The organism is Devosia ureilytica (assembly GCF_024273195.1).
In the GTDB taxonomy this organism is placed as follows: domain Bacteria; phylum Pseudomonadota; class Alphaproteobacteria; order Rhizobiales; family Devosiaceae; genus Devosia; species Devosia ureilytica.
On sequence record NZ_JAMZCU010000005.1, the window covers coordinates 171,151 to 185,961 of the forward strand.

A 14,811-nucleotide genomic window follows, 5' to 3' on the forward strand; every position below is an offset into this window, starting at 1 on the left:
GCAGGGCAGCAACTTGTCCTAGTCTGGCGCCACTGCGGAGGGGGGAACATGGCCAGGACACCACGAAAGCGCGCGCAGGCGCCGCAACCAATCGCCCGCCAGGCCATCGTGGTCATTCACGGCCAGGGCGAGCAGCGGCCCATGGGCACGATCCGCGACTTCGTCCATGCACTCTGGCAGGACAACCCCCAGCTCGACACACCCGGCGAGGACCATCCCCGCCCGCGCCCCATCTGGATCGTGCCCGACGACAAGAGCGGCCTTTACGAATTGCAGCGCATCACCACGCCCGAGCACAATGGTCGCCGCAGCGATTTCTTCGAGCTCTATTATGCCGACCTGCTGAACGCCACGCCGCTGCGCAACCTCTGGCGCTGGATCAGGCGCCTGCTGTGGATCGATCCCGCCTATGTGCCGCCGCATATGCGTTGGCCATGGGCCGTCTTCTGGGTGCTGACCATATTGACCGCCGCCAGTGCCCTTGGCGCGATCCTGGCGCTGCCGCAAATTCTCGACACCAACTGGTACGATCACTTCGTTTCCGAGGCGGCCCGGCGGGGGCAGGTGATCAGCCTTGTCGGGTTGGTCCTGATCCTGGCGCCAAAATTCATCCGGCCCCTGGCCATGCTCAAGCGCCTGCCTCGACAGCTGCTGGTTCTGCTTGTCGCCATCGGCATCCTCGACAGCTTCGGCTGGAACGGCCATGTCGCCAATCTGATGGTGCTCGGTTGGCTGGCCTATCTCGCCGGCACGCTGCTGCTGCCCTATTTCGGTGACGCTGCCAGCTACCTCTCGGCCCAGACCGAGACAGTGCAAAGCCGGCAGGGCGTGCGCAATCGCGGACTGGCGCTGCTCAAGGCGCTGCATGAAGACCCCGAATATGACCGGGTGATCGTCGTCGCCCATTCGCTAGGCTCGGTGCTGGCCTATGATCTGCTGCATATCCTCTGGCGCGAGGTCGGCCCCACCAAGGACAATCCGCCCGGCCCCGAGGCCGTAGCGGCCTTCGCCGCGCTCGACACCTTCGTGGCTGCCTCGCCCAGGAACAGTTGGAGCGCCGAGCAGGTCGCAACCTACCAAGCGCTGCAATGGCGGCTCCTCGACGCTCTGCGGACGCAAAAAGGCAAGCCGGGAACCGCCGAGCTATCGGGCTGGAAGATTTCCGACCTCGTGACCCTGGGCTCCCCCCTCTCCAGCGCCGAATTCCTCATCACCGACGGCCGTGACGATTTTGCCCGCATGAAAACCGAGCGCGTCCTGCCCACCGCACCACCACAGCCCTATGACACCACCCGCGGCGCCATCTACCCCGACCCGCAAAAAGGGCCGGTGGCCCACCACGCTGCCGTATTCTCAGCCGTGCGCTGGACCAATCTGTATGACCGCACCGAGTCTCCGCTGTTCCTGCTGGGCGACGCGATTTCAGGACCGCTGGCGGGCGCAGAACGCTTTGGGCCCGGCATCAACGATACCAAGGTGGAAATCACCTGGGGCCGGCTGAGCTGGCGCCTGTTCACCCACAATTTTTATTGGACCGATACCGCCCCCAAAGGCGAACCGCCCGCCGGCCACATCACCGCCTTCCGCGAAGCGGTCGGACTTGAGCGCGGCGTGCCCTCAACCCGATTGCCGCCAGAAGCTCAATAATGCGGCGGTGGCCGGTCAGATGAGGGATCGGCGATAAAGCCGCCCGAGCGCACCTGCTCTTCAAGCATGGCCAGTTTCTTGGTCAGGAGATCGAGGGTTTTCCACTGCTCGGTCAAGGCGCCGTTGAGTTCCTCGATAGTCTGGTCCTGATAGGCCACGCGCGTTTCCAGCGCATCAATCCGCTCGCTCTGATCAGGATTGGCCATGACAATTCTCCCGTGCATCTTGCCCCCGCAATAAGCGGCAGCGCGCCTTCCCGCAAGCGCTGCCATGCGCTTGCCGGGTTGACGCAAACGGAACCCTTTGCGTCTCCCACCCATTGATCTGGCACGAACCGCCAATGGGGAGCCGTCAAATGGCCACCGCAGCAACGCTCGCTATCACCCGTCCCGAACCCCGGACCACCGCATCATCATGGCGCGTGGCGCTGGCCTGGATCATCTGCACCGGACTGCCGCTTGGCCTGTTCGGCCTGCTCAATCTGGGCGGCGAAGCCATTGGTATTCTCCCGCTGTTTTTTGCCCCCTTTGGCCTTCCTGGCTGGGTCGGCGCTATTGCCCATCTGGGCCAGCTCGCCTTGCTCGGCAGCGCCTATTGGGCCCTGACGCAGCGCAATACTCGGAGCCCGGCCCGCCTGTGGCTCATCGCCCTCATGGCCGGCTATGTCGCCTTGCCCTTCATCACACCGCCCCTCGATTCCCTGCAGCTGAGCCTTGTGTGCACGGGCCTTTTCCTGGCGTCCGTCGCCACCATCAGCCGGGTCGGCGCCGTGTCGCCCCTTGCCGGCTGGATGATGGCGCCAATGCTCGCTGTCATCGGCTTCAGCGCCACCATGGGTCTTGCCATTGCCGCCGCCTATGCCCCGCCCTTCGCACTGATGCAGGCCCAGCAGGCTCCCTCGGCCGCCTGACAGTTACCTCAAGGTTCCCTCTTGCCACCTTCCGCCCGGAGCGTCATCTGGGCGGAAGGTTTCTGTTCGGAGTGCATCAATGCCCAAGCTGCTCAAGATCGACGTCTTTACCGATGTGGTCTGCCCCTGGTGTCTGGTCGGGTCAGCGCGGCTGGACCAGGCCCTGGCCAACCTGCCCGACGACGTCGAAGTCGAGATCGAGAACCACCCGTTCTATCTCGATCCCACCGTGCCACCCGAGGGTGTCGATGTCGGCGCCATGCTGCGCGAGAAATATGGCCGCGACCCTGCCGAGATGTGGGCTCGGGTGGAAAGCGAAGCGGCAAAGGCTGGCATCACTCTTGACCTCAGCCAGCAGCCACGCATGTTCAATACCGCCAAGGCCCACACCCTGACCCGGCTTTCCAAACCCCATGGCAATCAGCACGAGCTGGCCAACGCCATTGCCGACGCCTACTTCCTGGAACACCGGCAGATCAATGATGACAATGTACTGGTCGACATTGCCGCCGAGCACGGCTGGGACAGAGGCGATGCGCTGGACGCCATCAATGACGAAACCGAACTTGCGACCACGGCGCAACTGGCGACCAGCGCTGCGCAGCAAGGCATTCGCGGCGTGCCCTTCTTTGTGTTTGGCGAGAAATATGCTCTCTCGGGCGCGCAGCCTGACGAAGTCTTCGCCGGTGCGCTCGAGCGGACCATTTCCGAACTCTGACAGCCTGTCGGCGGCTGCTATAGTGGCTGCGTTGTTCTTGTCCGGGGATAGACCGTGAAACTGCTGCGTCGCCTGCTGCTCGCTTTTGTTGCCCTCGTCGTCATCGCTTATGTGGGCGTGCTGGGCTATATATTTCTCAACCAGCGGGCCCTGCAATATAGCGCCACCGGCCCCGTTTTTACCTTGGCCGACACCAAGCTTGGCCAAGCCCGCGACGTGGCGGTCAAGAGTGGCGACGCGCTGGTCAACGGCTGGTACCAGGCGCCAGCGCCAGGCAAACCCGTCATCATGTACTACAAGGGGAACTCCCAGAGCTTTTCCGAGGAGAACGAACGCTATGAGCAATTCGTGGCCGGCGGTTATGGCTTCCTCGCCTTCGACTATCGCGGCTTTCCGGCATCGCCCGGCGAGATTTCCGAAGCCAATATCCTGACCGATGCCCTGGCCGCCTATGACTGGCTCGATGCCCAGACCGAAGCGCCGATCATGATCTGGGGGCGTTCGCTCGGCTCAGGGCCCGCCACCTATGTCGCCAGCCAGCGCGATGCATCGGCCTTGCTGCTCGAAACCCCCTTCCTTTCGGCCGTCGGCGTTGCCGCCGAACGCTACCCCATCCTGCCGGTCGGGCTGGTCATGCAGGACCAGTTCCGCAGTGATCTCTGGATCAAGCAGGTCAGCGAGCCGGTGCTGGTTGCCCATGGAACCGCCGACCGCACCATTGGCGTCACCAATGGCGAGAGGCTCTATGCGCTGGCGCCCAACCCCGATGCCATCTGGATTGTGCCCGGCGCCGGCCATTCCGACCTTTGGGATGCCGGCATCTGGAACCAGGCCGAACCGTTCTTTGAACGAGCCCTCGCGCCGTGAACCCGTCCAAACTGCTGGGCATGTCCCCACGCCGCACCGCCATCATCGGTGGGTTGATGGTCACCACCGGCCCCTTGAGCCTGACGCTTTACGGGCCGGCCCTGCCCTCCATCGTCGCCGATCTTGGCACCAGCGATGCCGGCGGCAAACTGACCATGAGCGTCTATTTCGCCGCCTTCGCCATTTCCCAGCTGATCTGCGGACCACTGTCGGATCGATTTGGACGGCGCTGGGTCGGGGTGGCGTTCTTTGCCATCTATGTCATCGGCTCGCTCGTCTGCGCGATGGCGGCAAGCCTGGAGGTGCTGCTGCTCGGGCGCCTCTTGCAGGGCTTTGGCGTGTCGGCCGGCGGCGCCCTGTCCCGCGCCATGGTGCGCGATCAGTTCGTGGGCATGGAAGCAGTCCGCATCCTGACCCTGGTCAACCTTATCCTGACGGTGACACCGGCAATAGCGCCGACACTGGGCAGCCTCATCATGCTGGCGGGAAGCTGGCACCTGATGTTCACGATCATGGCCGGGTTCGGCCTCGCCGTCATCACCCTGCTCGGGTTCGGGGCGCGCGAAACGCTGCCCGAAACCGCGCGCGTACCGCTCGTTCCGCGCACCGTGCTGGTCAATTATGCTACTCTGTTGCGGGCGCCCGATTTCCTGATGCCGGCCCTGCTTCTGGCTTTGGCCTTTGGGGGCTTCTACGCCTTCGCCGCCCTGCTGCCCTTCATTCTCATCGAGGAGATCGGCCTCACCCCCTTCCAGTTCGCCATGGCGCTGCTGGCACAGACAGGGTCCTTCATCATCGGCAACCTGGTCGCGGGTCGCCTGGCGCACAAGCTCGACGGCGCACAACTGATTGTCCTCGGACTGATCCTGCTCGGCATGGGCGGACTGGGCTTTGCCATCGCGCCCCGGCTCTTCCCCGATTCGGTATTTGCCGTCATGGCGCCGGTCAGCCTGTGGATGCTGGCATTGCCGGCTATCGGCCCCAGCGCCACCGTTGCCGCCATGGCGCGCTATGGCCACATTGCCGGCGCAGCCGGGGCAATGACCGGCTTCTTCCAGATGGGCGGCGGCTTTATCGCCTCGCTGCTGGCGATCGCGCTGTTCCCCGATGCCCATGCGGCGCTGGTGACCGTGTTGCCCATCCTGGCTGTACTGGCCATCGTCACGGCGCTGCTGCATCGGCGCTCCTGGGCCGAACAATAAAAAACGCCGCCCCAGCGGGACGGCGTTCAAATTCTTTGCGTTCAAGCCCGTGCCTAGTTACGGGCCGGAGCTGCCGCGCGGGCTGGGGCTGCTGGTGCGGGCAAGCCGCCCTCGCGCTGTGCACGCTTACGGGCCAGCTTGCGGGCGCGACGAACGGCCTCGGCCTTCTGGCGAGCCTTCTTTTCAGAGGGCTTCTCGTAATAGTTGCGAAGCTTCATCTCGCGGAAGACGCCTTCGCGCTGCAGCTTCTTCTTGAGCGCGCGCAGCGCCTGGTCAACATTGTTATCGCGAACGACTACTTGCAAAGGTCAACCGCCCTTTCAAAGCTATGCAAACTGTATTGGATGGAAGCGAAACAGCCATAACAACCGTCCCGCCGACCAGCTCTGCCGGTCACCGTGGCGGGGTCTATAGACCAACGCGCGCCGCCTGTCCACACTTTTACGTTAGGAAAAGCGCAGCGTTCCTCTGCCCATATTGTCCAATTCTGTCGCGCCAGCTACCCCTTGGTGCGGACCAAGGAGCCCCTCATGTATCAGCCCATCGTCTTCCTGCCCGGCCTCATCTGCGATGCCCGGCTCTGGCGTGATATCATCGACGGTTTGTCCGCCAGCGTGGCGCCCATGGTCGCCGACCTGCGGCTCGACGACACCATTGCCGCCATGGCCGCGCGCACGCTGGCCGCGGCCCCGCCTCGCTTTGCCCTCGCCGGCCTCTCCATGGGTGGTTATGTGGCGCTCGAAATCATGCGGCAGGCGCCCGAACGCGTCACCCATCTCGCTCTCTTGGACACCTCGGCCCGTGCCGATACCGACGAGCGCCGCGAAACGCGCCGCAAGGGCATCGCCATGATCGGCGAAGGCAAGTTCATCGGTGTCTCGCGCGGCCTGCTGGGCCAGCTGGTCGCCCCGCATCACCTGGGCACACCACTGGCCGACGAGGTGCAGGCCATGTCCGAACGCGTTGGCGGCGAGGTCTATATCCGCCAGCAGAAGGCCATCATGACCCGCGCGGATTCTCTGCCGTCCTTGAAGGACATCGCGGTGCCCACTCTGGTGGGCGTCGGCGCACTCGACAAGATGACACCGCCCGAACTGGCCGAAGAAATGGCCACCCACATTCCCGGCGCCGATCTGGTCCAGTTCCCCGACGCGGCGCACCTGCCGACCATGGAAAACCCGGGGCCGGTTGTGGAAGCCATGAAGCGGTGGCTAAAGAAATAAGGCCCCCTCACCCGCCGCTGCGCGGCAACCTCTCCGCAAAGGGCGAGGTGGGTAAGGGACTTCTACCCCCGCACAATCCTGTTGATATGCCCCATCTTTCGCCCCGGCCGGGCCTCGGCCTTGCCATAGAGATGTGGCTGGGTATGGCCATCAAGGCCATTGGGCACGATGTCGACCTCGTCCCCCACCAGGTTCTGCATCAGCACATCGGCCATGCGTTGCGGGTCGCCCAGCGGCCAGCCAGCGATGGCGCGGATATGCTGCTCGAACTGGTCGGTGAGGCACACGGCCTCGGTCCAGTGCCCGGAATTGTGCACGCGCGGGGCGATCTCGTTGACCATCAGCGTCGGCCGGTCGCCCGGAATGACAAAGAATTCAACCCCCAGCACACCCACATAGTCGAGCGCCACGACGATTACCTTGGCCAACATGGCCGCATGTTTTTCAACACCGGGCGGAATGTCAGCGGGCACGGTGGAGGTGTAAAGAATATGGTGGCGATGCACATTCTCGGCCGCATCGAAGGCCCGGACCGCGCCATCCAGTCCGCGCGCCACCACCACCGAGATTTCTTTCTCGAAAGGCACGAAAGCTTCGAGCACCAACGGGTGTGGGGCCAGTTCGGCAAAGGCGGCTTCGGCGTCGCCGGGTGTACGCAGCACCCGCTGCCCCTTGCCATCATACCCGAGCCGCGTGGTCTTGAGCACCGCCGGAAGGCCCAGTTCGCCAACCGCGACCTTCAGGTCATCAAGGCTATGGACGGCGCGATAGGGCGCCACCGGGATATTTTTGGACGCCAGAAAAGACTTTTCCGCCAACCGGTCCTGCGAAATAGCCAGCGCGTTGGCGCCAGGCCGCAACGGTACGAGGGCCGATAGCACCTCGGCGGTTGCCGCCGGCACGTTCTCGAATTCATAGGTAACGACGTCAACCTGCGCCGCAAATCGCTTGAGCGCCTCGACATCCTCATAGCCCGCCACGGTCTTGAGCGGCGTCACGTCAAATGCCGGGCTTTGCGGGTCGGGGCAATAGACGTGGCTTTTCAACCCGAGCTTGGCTGCCGCCAACGCCAGCATGCGTCCAAGCTGTCCCCCGCCCAGAATACCAATGGTCGCGCCGGGAGCAAGAATGGTCGTTTTTTCGGTCAAGTCACTACTCGATGTCGGACGGAAACTGGGGCACGGATTGGGTCTGGCGGGCGCGATGCGCATCGAGCCGGTCGGCCAGATCATCATCGTTGAGCGCCAGCACTGCCGCGGCGAGGAGCGCCGCATTGATGGCGCCGGGCTCGCCAATGGCCAGCGTGCCCACGGGCACGCCGCCGGGCATCTGCACGATGGAATAGAGGCTATCGAGGCCGTTGAGCGCCTTGGAGCGCACCGGCACGCCAAACACCGGCAGCGGGGTCATGGCAGCGATCATCCCGGGCAGATGCGCCGCCCCGCCGGCCCCGGCAATAATGATTTTGAAGCCCTCGGCGCGGGCATTGGTGGCAAAGTCCACCATGCGCGCTGGCGTGCGATGCGCCGAGACGACGCGGGCCTCATATTCGACTTCGAGACTTTCGAGGGTTTCGGCGGCGTGCCGCATGGTGGGCCAGTCGGACTGGCTACCCATGACAATGGCGACCGGTGGCTTGAGCATGGCGATTCCCCCGTCGCGCTCCACAAAGCGCGCAATTAGCCCAATTCCTGCCACAACTCAAGGCGCCGAAGCGCTCAGGCAATAATGTCGGGCAAGAGGATATTCTCCAACTGCACGATCCTGTCCTTGAGCGTCAGCTTGCGCTTTTTGAGGCGCTGAATCAGCATCCGATCCGCCAGCTGCGATTGCGTAAGGGTGTGGATGGCAGCGTCCAAATCCGAGTGTTCCTGGCGTTTTATCGCCAGTTCCAGACCCAGTTGGGCTTCCTGTTCCTTGTTCAGCTGCAGCATGGGTTACCGGTCTGCGCATGCATGGTTCTCACCCTTGGTTAACCGATCACACAGAGTTTTGCATCTGATTTCCAAGCCCGTCTCAAACGCCGTCGACAAAGCATGAAATATTTGTGACGATGCTCCCGTCCACCACGCTGAAAGGAGTTATTATGACGACTGTAGGCCACATTGCAGCGCTGGAAAGGCGTCATCAGGAACTGGATCGGATGATCCAGACTGAAACCCAAAATCGGCTTGCCGATGATCTGATGGTTGCAGCGCTCAAGCGCAAGAAACTCGAAGTGAAGGACGAACTCTACAAGCTCCAGGGCGCTACGCGGCAATAAGGCAGCAAACATAGATTTGACGAGCTCTGGAGGGTCACGGCCAAGCGCCGCGGCCCTTTTTCATGCGCCCTATTCGCTAAAAATTGATTAGGATTAACATCCTCTTAAGGTGCGGTCGGCATCGTCTTTCCCAAAACGGCACAACACGATTCGTGCCGATCAACGAAGGTTTTGGGGTAGATATGACGCGTGTTCTGGTGGTGGATGATGATCCGGTGCAATTGCGGCTGACCGCCGAGATTGCCAACCGGGCGGGCTTCAAGCCCATCACCGCAACCGGCGGCGAGCAGGCCCTCGCCCTCCTGCGCGAAGATCCGCAGTTGGGCGCCATGATCCTTGATCTGGTTATGCCCGATCTCGACGGCATGGGCGTGATGGAGGCGATGCGCAAGGAGGGTCTGAACACCCCTGTGATCATCCAGACCGCCAATGCCTCGCTCGAAACCGTCATCTCCGCCATGCGCCAGGGCGCAGCCGATTATTTCGTAAAGCCGGTGGCTCCCGAACGGCTGATCATATCGCTGCGCAATGCCATGAAGCTTGATGCGCTCGAAGCTGCCATCCGGGCCGAGCATGCCCGCAAGGCCGGCACATTCTCGCGCAAGGACATGATTGCCACGGCTCCCAGCATGGCGCGGGTCATCACCCTTTGCGCCAAGGCAGCCAAGAGCACCATCCCGGTACTGATCGAGGGCGAAACCGGCACCGGCAAGGAACTGGTCGCACGCATCATCCAGGGCACCGGCGAGCGCGCCGGAAAACCCTTCATCACCGTCAACTGCGGGGCCATTCCGCCCAATCTGGTGGAGTCAGTGCTGTTTGGCCACAAGAAGGGCGCCTTCACCGGCGCCCACGCCGATCAGGCCGGCAAGTTCAGCGAGGCCCATGGCGGCACGCTGTTTCTCGATGAGGTGGGGGAACTCCCTCTCGACACCCAGGTAAAGCTGCTGCGCGCCCTGCAGGAGGGCGAAATCGAGCCGGTCGGCGCGACACGACCCGAAAAGGTCAATGTGCGGCTGATCTCGGCCACCAACCGGCGCCTGCTCAACCTCGCAAAATCCGGCGAATTTCGCGAGGACCTGTTCTACCGTCTCAATGTCTTTCCCATCTATGTGCCGCCGCTGCGTGATCGCCGCGAGGACATGGTTGCCCTGGTCAACCACTTCATCGCACGTTTCTCCGCCGAAGCCGGCAAACGCGTACTGGGTGCCACCCCCGCCGCCATGGACCTTTTGGGCGCCTACGATTGGCCTGGCAATGTCCGCCAGCTCGAAAATGCCGTCTACCGCGCCATCGTTCTGAGCGACGGGCCATTCCTTGAAACCCAGGACTTCCCCCAGATCATTGCGCAGTCCGCTGGTCGCGAAGAAGCCTTGCGGTCTCTTGAAAACATCCCCGCTCCCGGTCTGCCGGTGCATATCGACGCCGCCACGGCTCGTCCCCGGCTCGAGCCGGCGCCCGAGGCCGCCCGGGATCGGTTCCTCACCGACACCGGCGAATTGCATGCCCTTTCGGAAATCGAGCGCGAAGCCATCGCCTTTGCCATCGCCCACCACGGCGGGCGCATGTCGCGGGTTGCCCGGGCCCTGGGCATCGGCCGCTCGACGCTTTACCGCAAGCTGCACGAATATGGCATGGCCGAGGGGCTGATCAACGACGCAGCGTGACCCATGGTGTTTTGAACAGGAACCACGCGCGTTAACCCTGTTCCTTACCTGAGCGTTAAGAGATTGGCGCGAATTTCGGCCTTGAACTTAACGACGAGGCCATCATGAGACATTCCGGCACGGCGCTGCTCGCCCTCCTCCTGTTCATGGCACCGGTCCAGGCCGCTGACCTGGGCTGGGCCGGCAATTCTTCGCCCATCTATTCGCCCACCAGCGCCACGCAGTGGAGCGGCTTTTATGCCGGCATCAATGGCGGCTTCGCCTGGGGCACCACGGTCAATTCGCCGGCCCTGCCCGGTGGCACGCTCGACAACAATGCCGCAGGCTGGGGCGTCGGCGCCCAGGCCGGCTACAATTTCGACATGGGCGGCCTCGTCCTCGGCGGCGAAACTGACCTGCAATGGTCCAGCATTGGCTACCAGGAAGACATCGCCGGCGGAACTTTTGAAGCCAAAACCGATCTTTTCGGCACCCTGCGCGCCCGCGCCGGCGTCCCCGTCGGCCAGGTCATGCCTTATGCGACCGTGGGTATTGCCTATGGCCGCGGTGTTGCCCAGGAAAGCACCGGCGTCGTCACCTCGCAAACGGCCAATCACTTCGGCTGGACCGCCGGCCTCGGGCTCGAAGCGCAGGCAACCGCCAATGTCTCGATCAAGGCCGAATACCTCTATGTCGACCTCGGCGGACAGCCCTATGGCGGCCTGCCGGTGGGCAATCGCGACATCACCCAGCGCTTCTCGATGGTCCGCGCCGGCGTCAACTACAAGTTCTAGCCCCCCAGTGCAGGATCGTTTGCCGGCCACAAGGCAGTCGTTCGGTTTATCCGAGCTTGATCTGCGCCAGGCCTTCAGCAAATGAAGTCACCCTGAAATCCGGGAACCGGGCCTTGAATTTGTCGGAGACGAAAATGTTGTCGGCCGCGTAGCGCGGGAGCAATTCGGCGGCGTCCCGAATAGCCGGCCTCACCAGGCCGGCCAGCCGCAATTGCCAGTGTTTGAGGACCGAATGGCGTGGCTCGGTGCCAAATGTCTCCGCCGCCAGCCCGATGAAGTCTCCATAGGTCAGGCGGTGATCATCGCAAGGCAGGTGCCAGGTGTGGCCAAAGGCGTCGGGCGTGTTTCCCAGGAGCGCCATGGCGCGGCTGGCGTCGGGCGTGAAGATGAGGCTGCGCAAGGTGTCGTCGCGAAGCAAGACCCTGGCCGTCTTGCCCTGTCGAAGGGGATCGAGGATGGCGCTATTGGTGATGCTTTGGGTCTTGCCTGGGCCATAAAATTCTGGCGCCCGGCAGATCATCGCCGTCAGACGGTTTTGCGCCATGGCGGTCAGCAGGTCATTGGCAATGGCGGCGCGAACGCGTCCCTTTTCGCCATTGGGGGCAAAACGCATGTCCTCGGTCTGCGCTTCGGCCGTCTGGGGGTACATGTAGGTGTTGTCAAAAAAGACCAGTCTGGTGCCATGGGCAGCGCAGGCCTCGATGACATTGCGCATGATCACCGGCCATTGTTCAACCCAGAGCCGGGTGTCCATCGGCAGGCCGGCCGTCAGATAAACCACCTCGGAACCCTGGACGGCGCGCATCGTCTGCTCGGGGTCAAGCAGATCTGCCGCAATCAGCTGATCGGTATCGTTCACCTTGCGCGGATTGCGGCTGACCAGGCGGATGTCGTCGGTGAAGTCCCGTTTGAGCGCTCTGGCAAGTTCCTCGCCGATCTGTCCCGACGCTCCGAGTATGGTCTGCATGTATCGCACTCCGGTCCTGCATATGTCCTTGAATGCGCCAGCTCTAACCTTTAAGTTAAGTTGAAGGTCAAGCGGGGTGGAAATGAAAATTGGCGAACTGGCGCGTCGCACCGGCCTGACGGCATCGCGCATACGCTTTTACGAGGGGCTGGGCCTGCTGCCGATGGTGGAACGCATGCCCAATGGCTACCGGCACTACCCCAGAAATGCTCAAACGGTGTTGGAGCTGATCGACACAGCGCAGCAGGCCGGTTTCAGCCTTGACGAAATCCGCACCCTGCTGCCTGTCAATCTGGAGACGTGGGATCATTCGGCGCTGGTGGAAACCTTGCGCCGCAAGCTCGCAGAGATCACGGCGCTGCAAGCGCGGCTGGCCCAGAGCAAAGCGCAATTGCAGAACCTGCTCGGCGACATAGAACGCAAACCAGACGACATGACCTGCGCCGACAATGCCCGGCGTGTGCTTTCGACCATGCTGTTGGAGGCCCGTCACGTCACCGAGACCGGCGCCGTTCCGCGTATCGCCCGGCAGTCCTCCTAGCGGCCGCCGAGCGCCATGACGATCTTTTCAGCAGTTAGTTTGGCCGAAAAGGGGTTTTGACCGGTGATCAGCCGGCCATCGACGCGGGCGTAAGGCAGGAACGGCAGCAGCGCCTTCTGGTAATGCGCGCCGCGTTTTTTCATTTCCGCTTCCGCATTGTAGGGCACATGACTGGCCACGCCAGCGACCACCTCCTCAGTCCAGGCAAAGCCTGTCACATCCTTGCCGGTGACCAGGTTGGTGCCGTCTGACAGGGTGACATTGAGCAGCCCGCAGTAGCCATGACACACCGAGGCGACCACGCCGCCCTGCTCCCAGATGGCTCGCGTCAGCGCCTGCAGGCCAGGATCGTCTGGAAAGTCCCACATGACCGCATGGCCACCCGTAAAGTAGATGGCGTCGAATTGCGCCGGATCGACCTCATCGGGCCGAAGGGTTGTGGCCAACATATTCATGCGTTTCGGATCGTCGAGCCACGCCCTGGCCGAGGCATCGAGCAACGGCCATTTGAGAGCCCGAGGCTCAAGCGGAGATCGGCCGCCCTTGGGACTGACGATGACCTGCTCGTAACCCTGCGCTTCGAAATGGTCCCAGGCATGGGTCAGCTCCGACAACCACAACCCGGTTGGCTCACCCGGATCGTCGTAATGGGCGACATTGGTCACGACATGAATGATGCGCTTGGGCATGAAAGCGGTTCCGATATGAAGTGCAGCTGAGCATAACCTTGAAGCTATGTTTAAGGTCAAGCCTGCAAACTGAGTATCGGAAATGCCAATGCTCCCGCGCGTGTGGTCGCAAAGATCGATGAGCGTCGTTGACACGAAGTTCGCGCCGCTCGGTCCACACAGTTCAGCGAAGTCGCTGTCCGAAGCCCAGCTCCCTACTGGATCTTTGCCAGCCACCGATCCATCAGCCACCCCGGTTTGGACGCCTTGAAACGTTGGCGGCTTCGGCCAAGGCCGACGTTCGGTCAGTGCGTTCTATTCCGCTTTGATACGAGCGTTTCGCAAGGCACGCCACCTCACTTGTTCGTTACGTCCTCGAAGGCGCTCACGTTGCTCGCCTGCCCCTTGACTTAAACTGACTATACTCATATTTGAGCATAGTCACTAATAAGGCCTGCGGACTATGTGGCCCGCAACGCCCAGCGCAAGGAGCCCATCATGGACAGGAACATCCCTTCAAACGAAACCATCGCCACCCGCTACAAGGACGCACCGGCGCGCACGATCACGGCCGGCGGCGTCAGCTATGCCTATCGCGAATTGGGACCCAGGGGCGGCGTGCCCGTCGTGTTCTTCGTTCACCTGGCCGCGAACCTCGACAATTGGGACCCGCGCATCATCGACCCCATCGCCAAGGGCCATCACGTCATTGCCTTCGACAATCGCGGACTCGGCGCATCGTCAGGCAAGGTGCCGGACAGCGTCGAGGCCATGGCCGAGGATGCGGCGACCTTCATCCGGGCGCTCGGCTTGGAAAAGATCGACATCTTCTCGTTTTCGCTCGGCGGCATGGTCGCCCAGGCGTTGGTCGCGAAATATCCCGGCCTCGTCCGCAAGCTGATCCTCACCGGCACCGGCCCTGCGGGTGGCAAGGACATCGACAAGGTGAGGGGCATCACCTATTTCGACATTCTCCGCGCCACCCTGACCGGGTCCGATCCCAAGGAGTTCCTGTTCTTCAACCGCAACGCCATTGGCAAAAGTGCAGGCCGCGCTTTCGTTGGCCGGCTGAAAGAGCGCACCGTCAACCGTGACGTGCCGGTCAGGATCAAGGCCCTTCAGACGCAGCTCCGCGCCATCGAGAAGTGGGGACGTTCGGCCCCGGCGGACCTATCGAGGATCACTCAACCCACGCTGATCGCCAATGGCGACAATGACCGTATGGTGCCTTCGGTTCTCTCGACCGACCTGCATCGCCGGATCAAAGGCTCGGAACTGGTCATCTACCCCGATTCCGGCCACGGCGGCATTTTCCAGTTCCACGAGAAGTTCGCGCCGGTTGCCGTCGCGTTTCTTGATCGTTGA

The 14,811-nt window shown here is 62.7% G+C and carries 18 protein-coding genes; 11 read left to right on the forward strand and 7 right to left on the reverse strand.

Annotation, left to right across the window (positions count from 1 at the left end; translation table 11 throughout):
- The first annotated feature begins 48 nt into the window (after positions 1-48).
- Positions 49-1,647, forward strand: a complete 1,599-nt coding sequence (locus NIM87_RS14125) for a hypothetical protein (protein ID WP_254675339.1) — start codon at positions 49-51, stop codon at positions 1,645-1,647.
- On the opposite strand, the gene NIM87_RS14130 is transcribed toward NIM87_RS14125, so the two are convergent.
- Positions 1,641-1,853 (reverse strand): SlyX family protein, encoded by a 213-nt coding sequence (locus NIM87_RS14130; RefSeq protein ID WP_254675340.1) that lies wholly within the window; start codon positions 1,851-1,853, stop codon positions 1,641-1,643. The two genes, NIM87_RS14125 and NIM87_RS14130, sit on opposite strands and share 7 nt — an antisense overlap.
- Before the next feature lie 149 nt (positions 1,854-2,002).
- Here NIM87_RS14130 and NIM87_RS14135 point away from each other — a divergent pair, with 149 nt between their 5' ends.
- The 4 genes from NIM87_RS14135 (at position 2,003) to NIM87_RS14150 (ending at position 5,344) form a co-directional block, all read left to right on the forward strand.
- Positions 2,003-2,557, forward strand: a complete 555-nt coding sequence (locus tag NIM87_RS14135; RefSeq protein ID WP_254675341.1) for a hypothetical protein — start codon at positions 2,003-2,005, stop codon at positions 2,555-2,557.
- A 79-nt stretch (positions 2,558-2,636) separates the two neighbouring features.
- Positions 2,637-3,275 (forward strand): DsbA family oxidoreductase, encoded by a 639-nt coding sequence (locus NIM87_RS14140; protein ID WP_254675342.1) that lies wholly within the window; start codon positions 2,637-2,639, stop codon positions 3,273-3,275.
- A gap of 54 nt (positions 3,276-3,329) precedes the next feature.
- The gene (locus tag NIM87_RS14145) at positions 3,330-4,142 is read left to right on the forward strand and encodes an alpha/beta hydrolase (RefSeq protein WP_254675343.1); all 813 of its coding nucleotides are present in this window, start codon (positions 3,330-3,332) and stop codon (positions 4,140-4,142) included.
- Positions 4,139-5,344 carry a multidrug effflux MFS transporter gene (locus NIM87_RS14150; RefSeq protein ID WP_254675344.1) on the forward strand — a complete coding sequence of 402 codons (1,206 nt, stop codon included), beginning with the start codon at positions 4,139-4,141 and terminating at the stop codon, positions 5,342-5,344. The genes NIM87_RS14145 and NIM87_RS14150 overlap by 4 nt, the downstream gene beginning before the upstream one ends.
- Positions 5,345-5,397: 53 nt before the next feature.
- On the opposite strand, the gene rpsU is transcribed toward NIM87_RS14150, so the two are convergent.
- A complete protein-coding gene (gene rpsU / locus NIM87_RS14155) occupies positions 5,398-5,649 on the reverse strand; it encodes a 30S ribosomal protein S21 (protein WP_254675345.1) in 252 nt (83 codons plus the stop codon).
- Positions 5,650-5,874: 225 nt separating this feature from the next.
- Here rpsU and NIM87_RS14160 point away from each other — a divergent pair, with 225 nt between their 5' ends.
- The gene (locus NIM87_RS14160; RefSeq protein WP_254675346.1) at positions 5,875-6,567 is read left to right on the forward strand and encodes an alpha/beta fold hydrolase; all 693 of its coding nucleotides are present in this window, start codon (positions 5,875-5,877) and stop codon (positions 6,565-6,567) included.
- A gap of 62 nt (positions 6,568-6,629) precedes the next feature.
- Here NIM87_RS14160 and NIM87_RS14165 read toward each other — a convergent pair whose 3' ends face one another.
- The 3 genes from NIM87_RS14165 to NIM87_RS14175 all read right to left on the reverse strand — a co-directional run bounded on the left by NIM87_RS14165 (position 6,630) and on the right by NIM87_RS14175 (position 8,492).
- Complete coding sequence (locus tag NIM87_RS14165) at positions 6,630-7,715, reverse strand: 5-(carboxyamino)imidazole ribonucleotide synthase (RefSeq protein WP_254675347.1); 1,086 nt, start codon at positions 7,713-7,715, stop codon at positions 6,630-6,632.
- A 4-nt stretch (positions 7,716-7,719) separates the two neighbouring features.
- On the reverse strand, positions 7,720-8,211 hold the full coding sequence (purE, locus tag NIM87_RS14170) for a 5-(carboxyamino)imidazole ribonucleotide mutase (protein WP_254675348.1): 492 nt from the start codon (positions 8,209-8,211) through the stop codon (positions 7,720-7,722).
- A gap of 74 nt (positions 8,212-8,285) precedes the next feature.
- Complete coding sequence (locus NIM87_RS14175) at positions 8,286-8,492, reverse strand: YdcH family protein (RefSeq protein ID WP_254675511.1); 207 nt, start codon at positions 8,490-8,492, stop codon at positions 8,286-8,288.
- Positions 8,493-8,653: 161 nt separating this feature from the next.
- Between NIM87_RS14175 and NIM87_RS14180 the strand changes: the two genes are divergently transcribed.
- From NIM87_RS14180 to NIM87_RS14190, 3 genes are all read left to right on the forward strand, one after another.
- Entirely contained in the window at positions 8,654-8,830 is a 177-nt protein-coding gene (locus NIM87_RS14180; RefSeq protein WP_254675349.1) for a YdcH family protein, read from the forward strand.
- Positions 8,831-9,012: 182 nt separating this feature from the next.
- Positions 9,013-10,497, forward strand: coding sequence for a sigma-54-dependent transcriptional regulator (locus tag NIM87_RS14185; RefSeq protein WP_254675350.1), 1,485 nt, complete (start codon positions 9,013-9,015; stop codon positions 10,495-10,497).
- 104 nt (positions 10,498-10,601) lie between these two features.
- Positions 10,602-11,270, forward strand: a complete 669-nt coding sequence (locus tag NIM87_RS14190; protein WP_254675351.1) for an outer membrane protein — start codon at positions 10,602-10,604, stop codon at positions 11,268-11,270.
- A 46-nt stretch (positions 11,271-11,316) separates the two neighbouring features.
- Here NIM87_RS14190 and NIM87_RS14195 read toward each other — a convergent pair whose 3' ends face one another.
- Positions 11,317-12,237, reverse strand: coding sequence for an NAD-dependent epimerase/dehydratase family protein (locus NIM87_RS14195; protein ID WP_254675352.1), 921 nt, complete (start codon positions 12,235-12,237; stop codon positions 11,317-11,319).
- Positions 12,238-12,319: 82 nt separating this feature from the next.
- Between NIM87_RS14195 and NIM87_RS14200 the strand changes: the two genes are divergently transcribed.
- On the forward strand, positions 12,320-12,778 hold the full coding sequence (locus NIM87_RS14200; RefSeq protein WP_332017526.1) for a MerR family transcriptional regulator: 459 nt from the start codon (positions 12,320-12,322) through the stop codon (positions 12,776-12,778).
- Here the strand turns inward: NIM87_RS14200 and NIM87_RS14205 are convergent.
- Positions 12,775-13,467 carry a type 1 glutamine amidotransferase domain-containing protein gene (locus NIM87_RS14205; RefSeq protein WP_254675353.1) on the reverse strand — a complete coding sequence of 231 codons (693 nt, stop codon included), beginning with the start codon at positions 13,465-13,467 and terminating at the stop codon, positions 12,775-12,777. The genes NIM87_RS14200 and NIM87_RS14205 overlap by 4 nt on opposite strands.
- A gap of 477 nt (positions 13,468-13,944) precedes the next feature.
- Here NIM87_RS14205 and NIM87_RS14210 point away from each other — a divergent pair, with 477 nt between their 5' ends.
- The gene (locus NIM87_RS14210; protein ID WP_254675354.1) at positions 13,945-14,811 is read left to right on the forward strand and encodes an alpha/beta fold hydrolase; all 867 of its coding nucleotides are present in this window, start codon (positions 13,945-13,947) and stop codon (positions 14,809-14,811) included.

Bases quoted from the DNA above. Each gene is read 5' to 3' on its own strand.
- NIM87_RS14180 (WP_254675349.1), top strand. From the start codon at position 8,654: ATGACGACTGTAGGCCACATTGCAGCGCTGGAAAGGCGTCATCAGGAA.
- NIM87_RS14140 (WP_254675342.1), top strand. From the start codon at position 2,637: ATGCCCAAGCTGCTCAAGATCGACGTCTTTACCGATGTGGTCTGCCCC.
- NIM87_RS14130 (WP_254675340.1), bottom strand. From the start codon at position 1,853: ATGGCCAATCCTGATCAGAGCGAGCGGATTGATGCGCTGGAAACGCGC.
- purE (WP_254675348.1), bottom strand. From the start codon at position 8,211: ATGCTCAAGCCACCGGTCGCCATTGTCATGGGTAGCCAGTCCGACTGG.
- NIM87_RS14185 (WP_254675350.1), top strand. From the start codon at position 9,013: ATGACGCGTGTTCTGGTGGTGGATGATGATCCGGTGCAATTGCGGCTG.
- NIM87_RS14190 (WP_254675351.1), top strand. From the start codon at position 10,602: ATGAGACATTCCGGCACGGCGCTGCTCGCCCTCCTCCTGTTCATGGCA.
- NIM87_RS14195 (WP_254675352.1), bottom strand. From the start codon at position 12,237: ATGCAGACCATACTCGGAGCGTCGGGACAGATCGGCGAGGAACTTGCC.
- NIM87_RS14210 (WP_254675354.1), top strand. From the start codon at position 13,945: ATGGACAGGAACATCCCTTCAAACGAAACCATCGCCACCCGCTACAAG.
- NIM87_RS14135 (WP_254675341.1), top strand. From the start codon at position 2,003: ATGGCCACCGCAGCAACGCTCGCTATCACCCGTCCCGAACCCCGGACC.
- NIM87_RS14160 (WP_254675346.1), top strand. From the start codon at position 5,875: ATGTATCAGCCCATCGTCTTCCTGCCCGGCCTCATCTGCGATGCCCGG.
- NIM87_RS14200 (WP_332017526.1), top strand. From the start codon at position 12,320: ATGAAAATTGGCGAACTGGCGCGTCGCACCGGCCTGACGGCATCGCGC.
- NIM87_RS14125 (WP_254675339.1), top strand. From the start codon at position 49: ATGGCCAGGACACCACGAAAGCGCGCGCAGGCGCCGCAACCAATCGCC.
- NIM87_RS14205 (WP_254675353.1), bottom strand. From the start codon at position 13,467: ATGCCCAAGCGCATCATTCATGTCGTGACCAATGTCGCCCATTACGAC.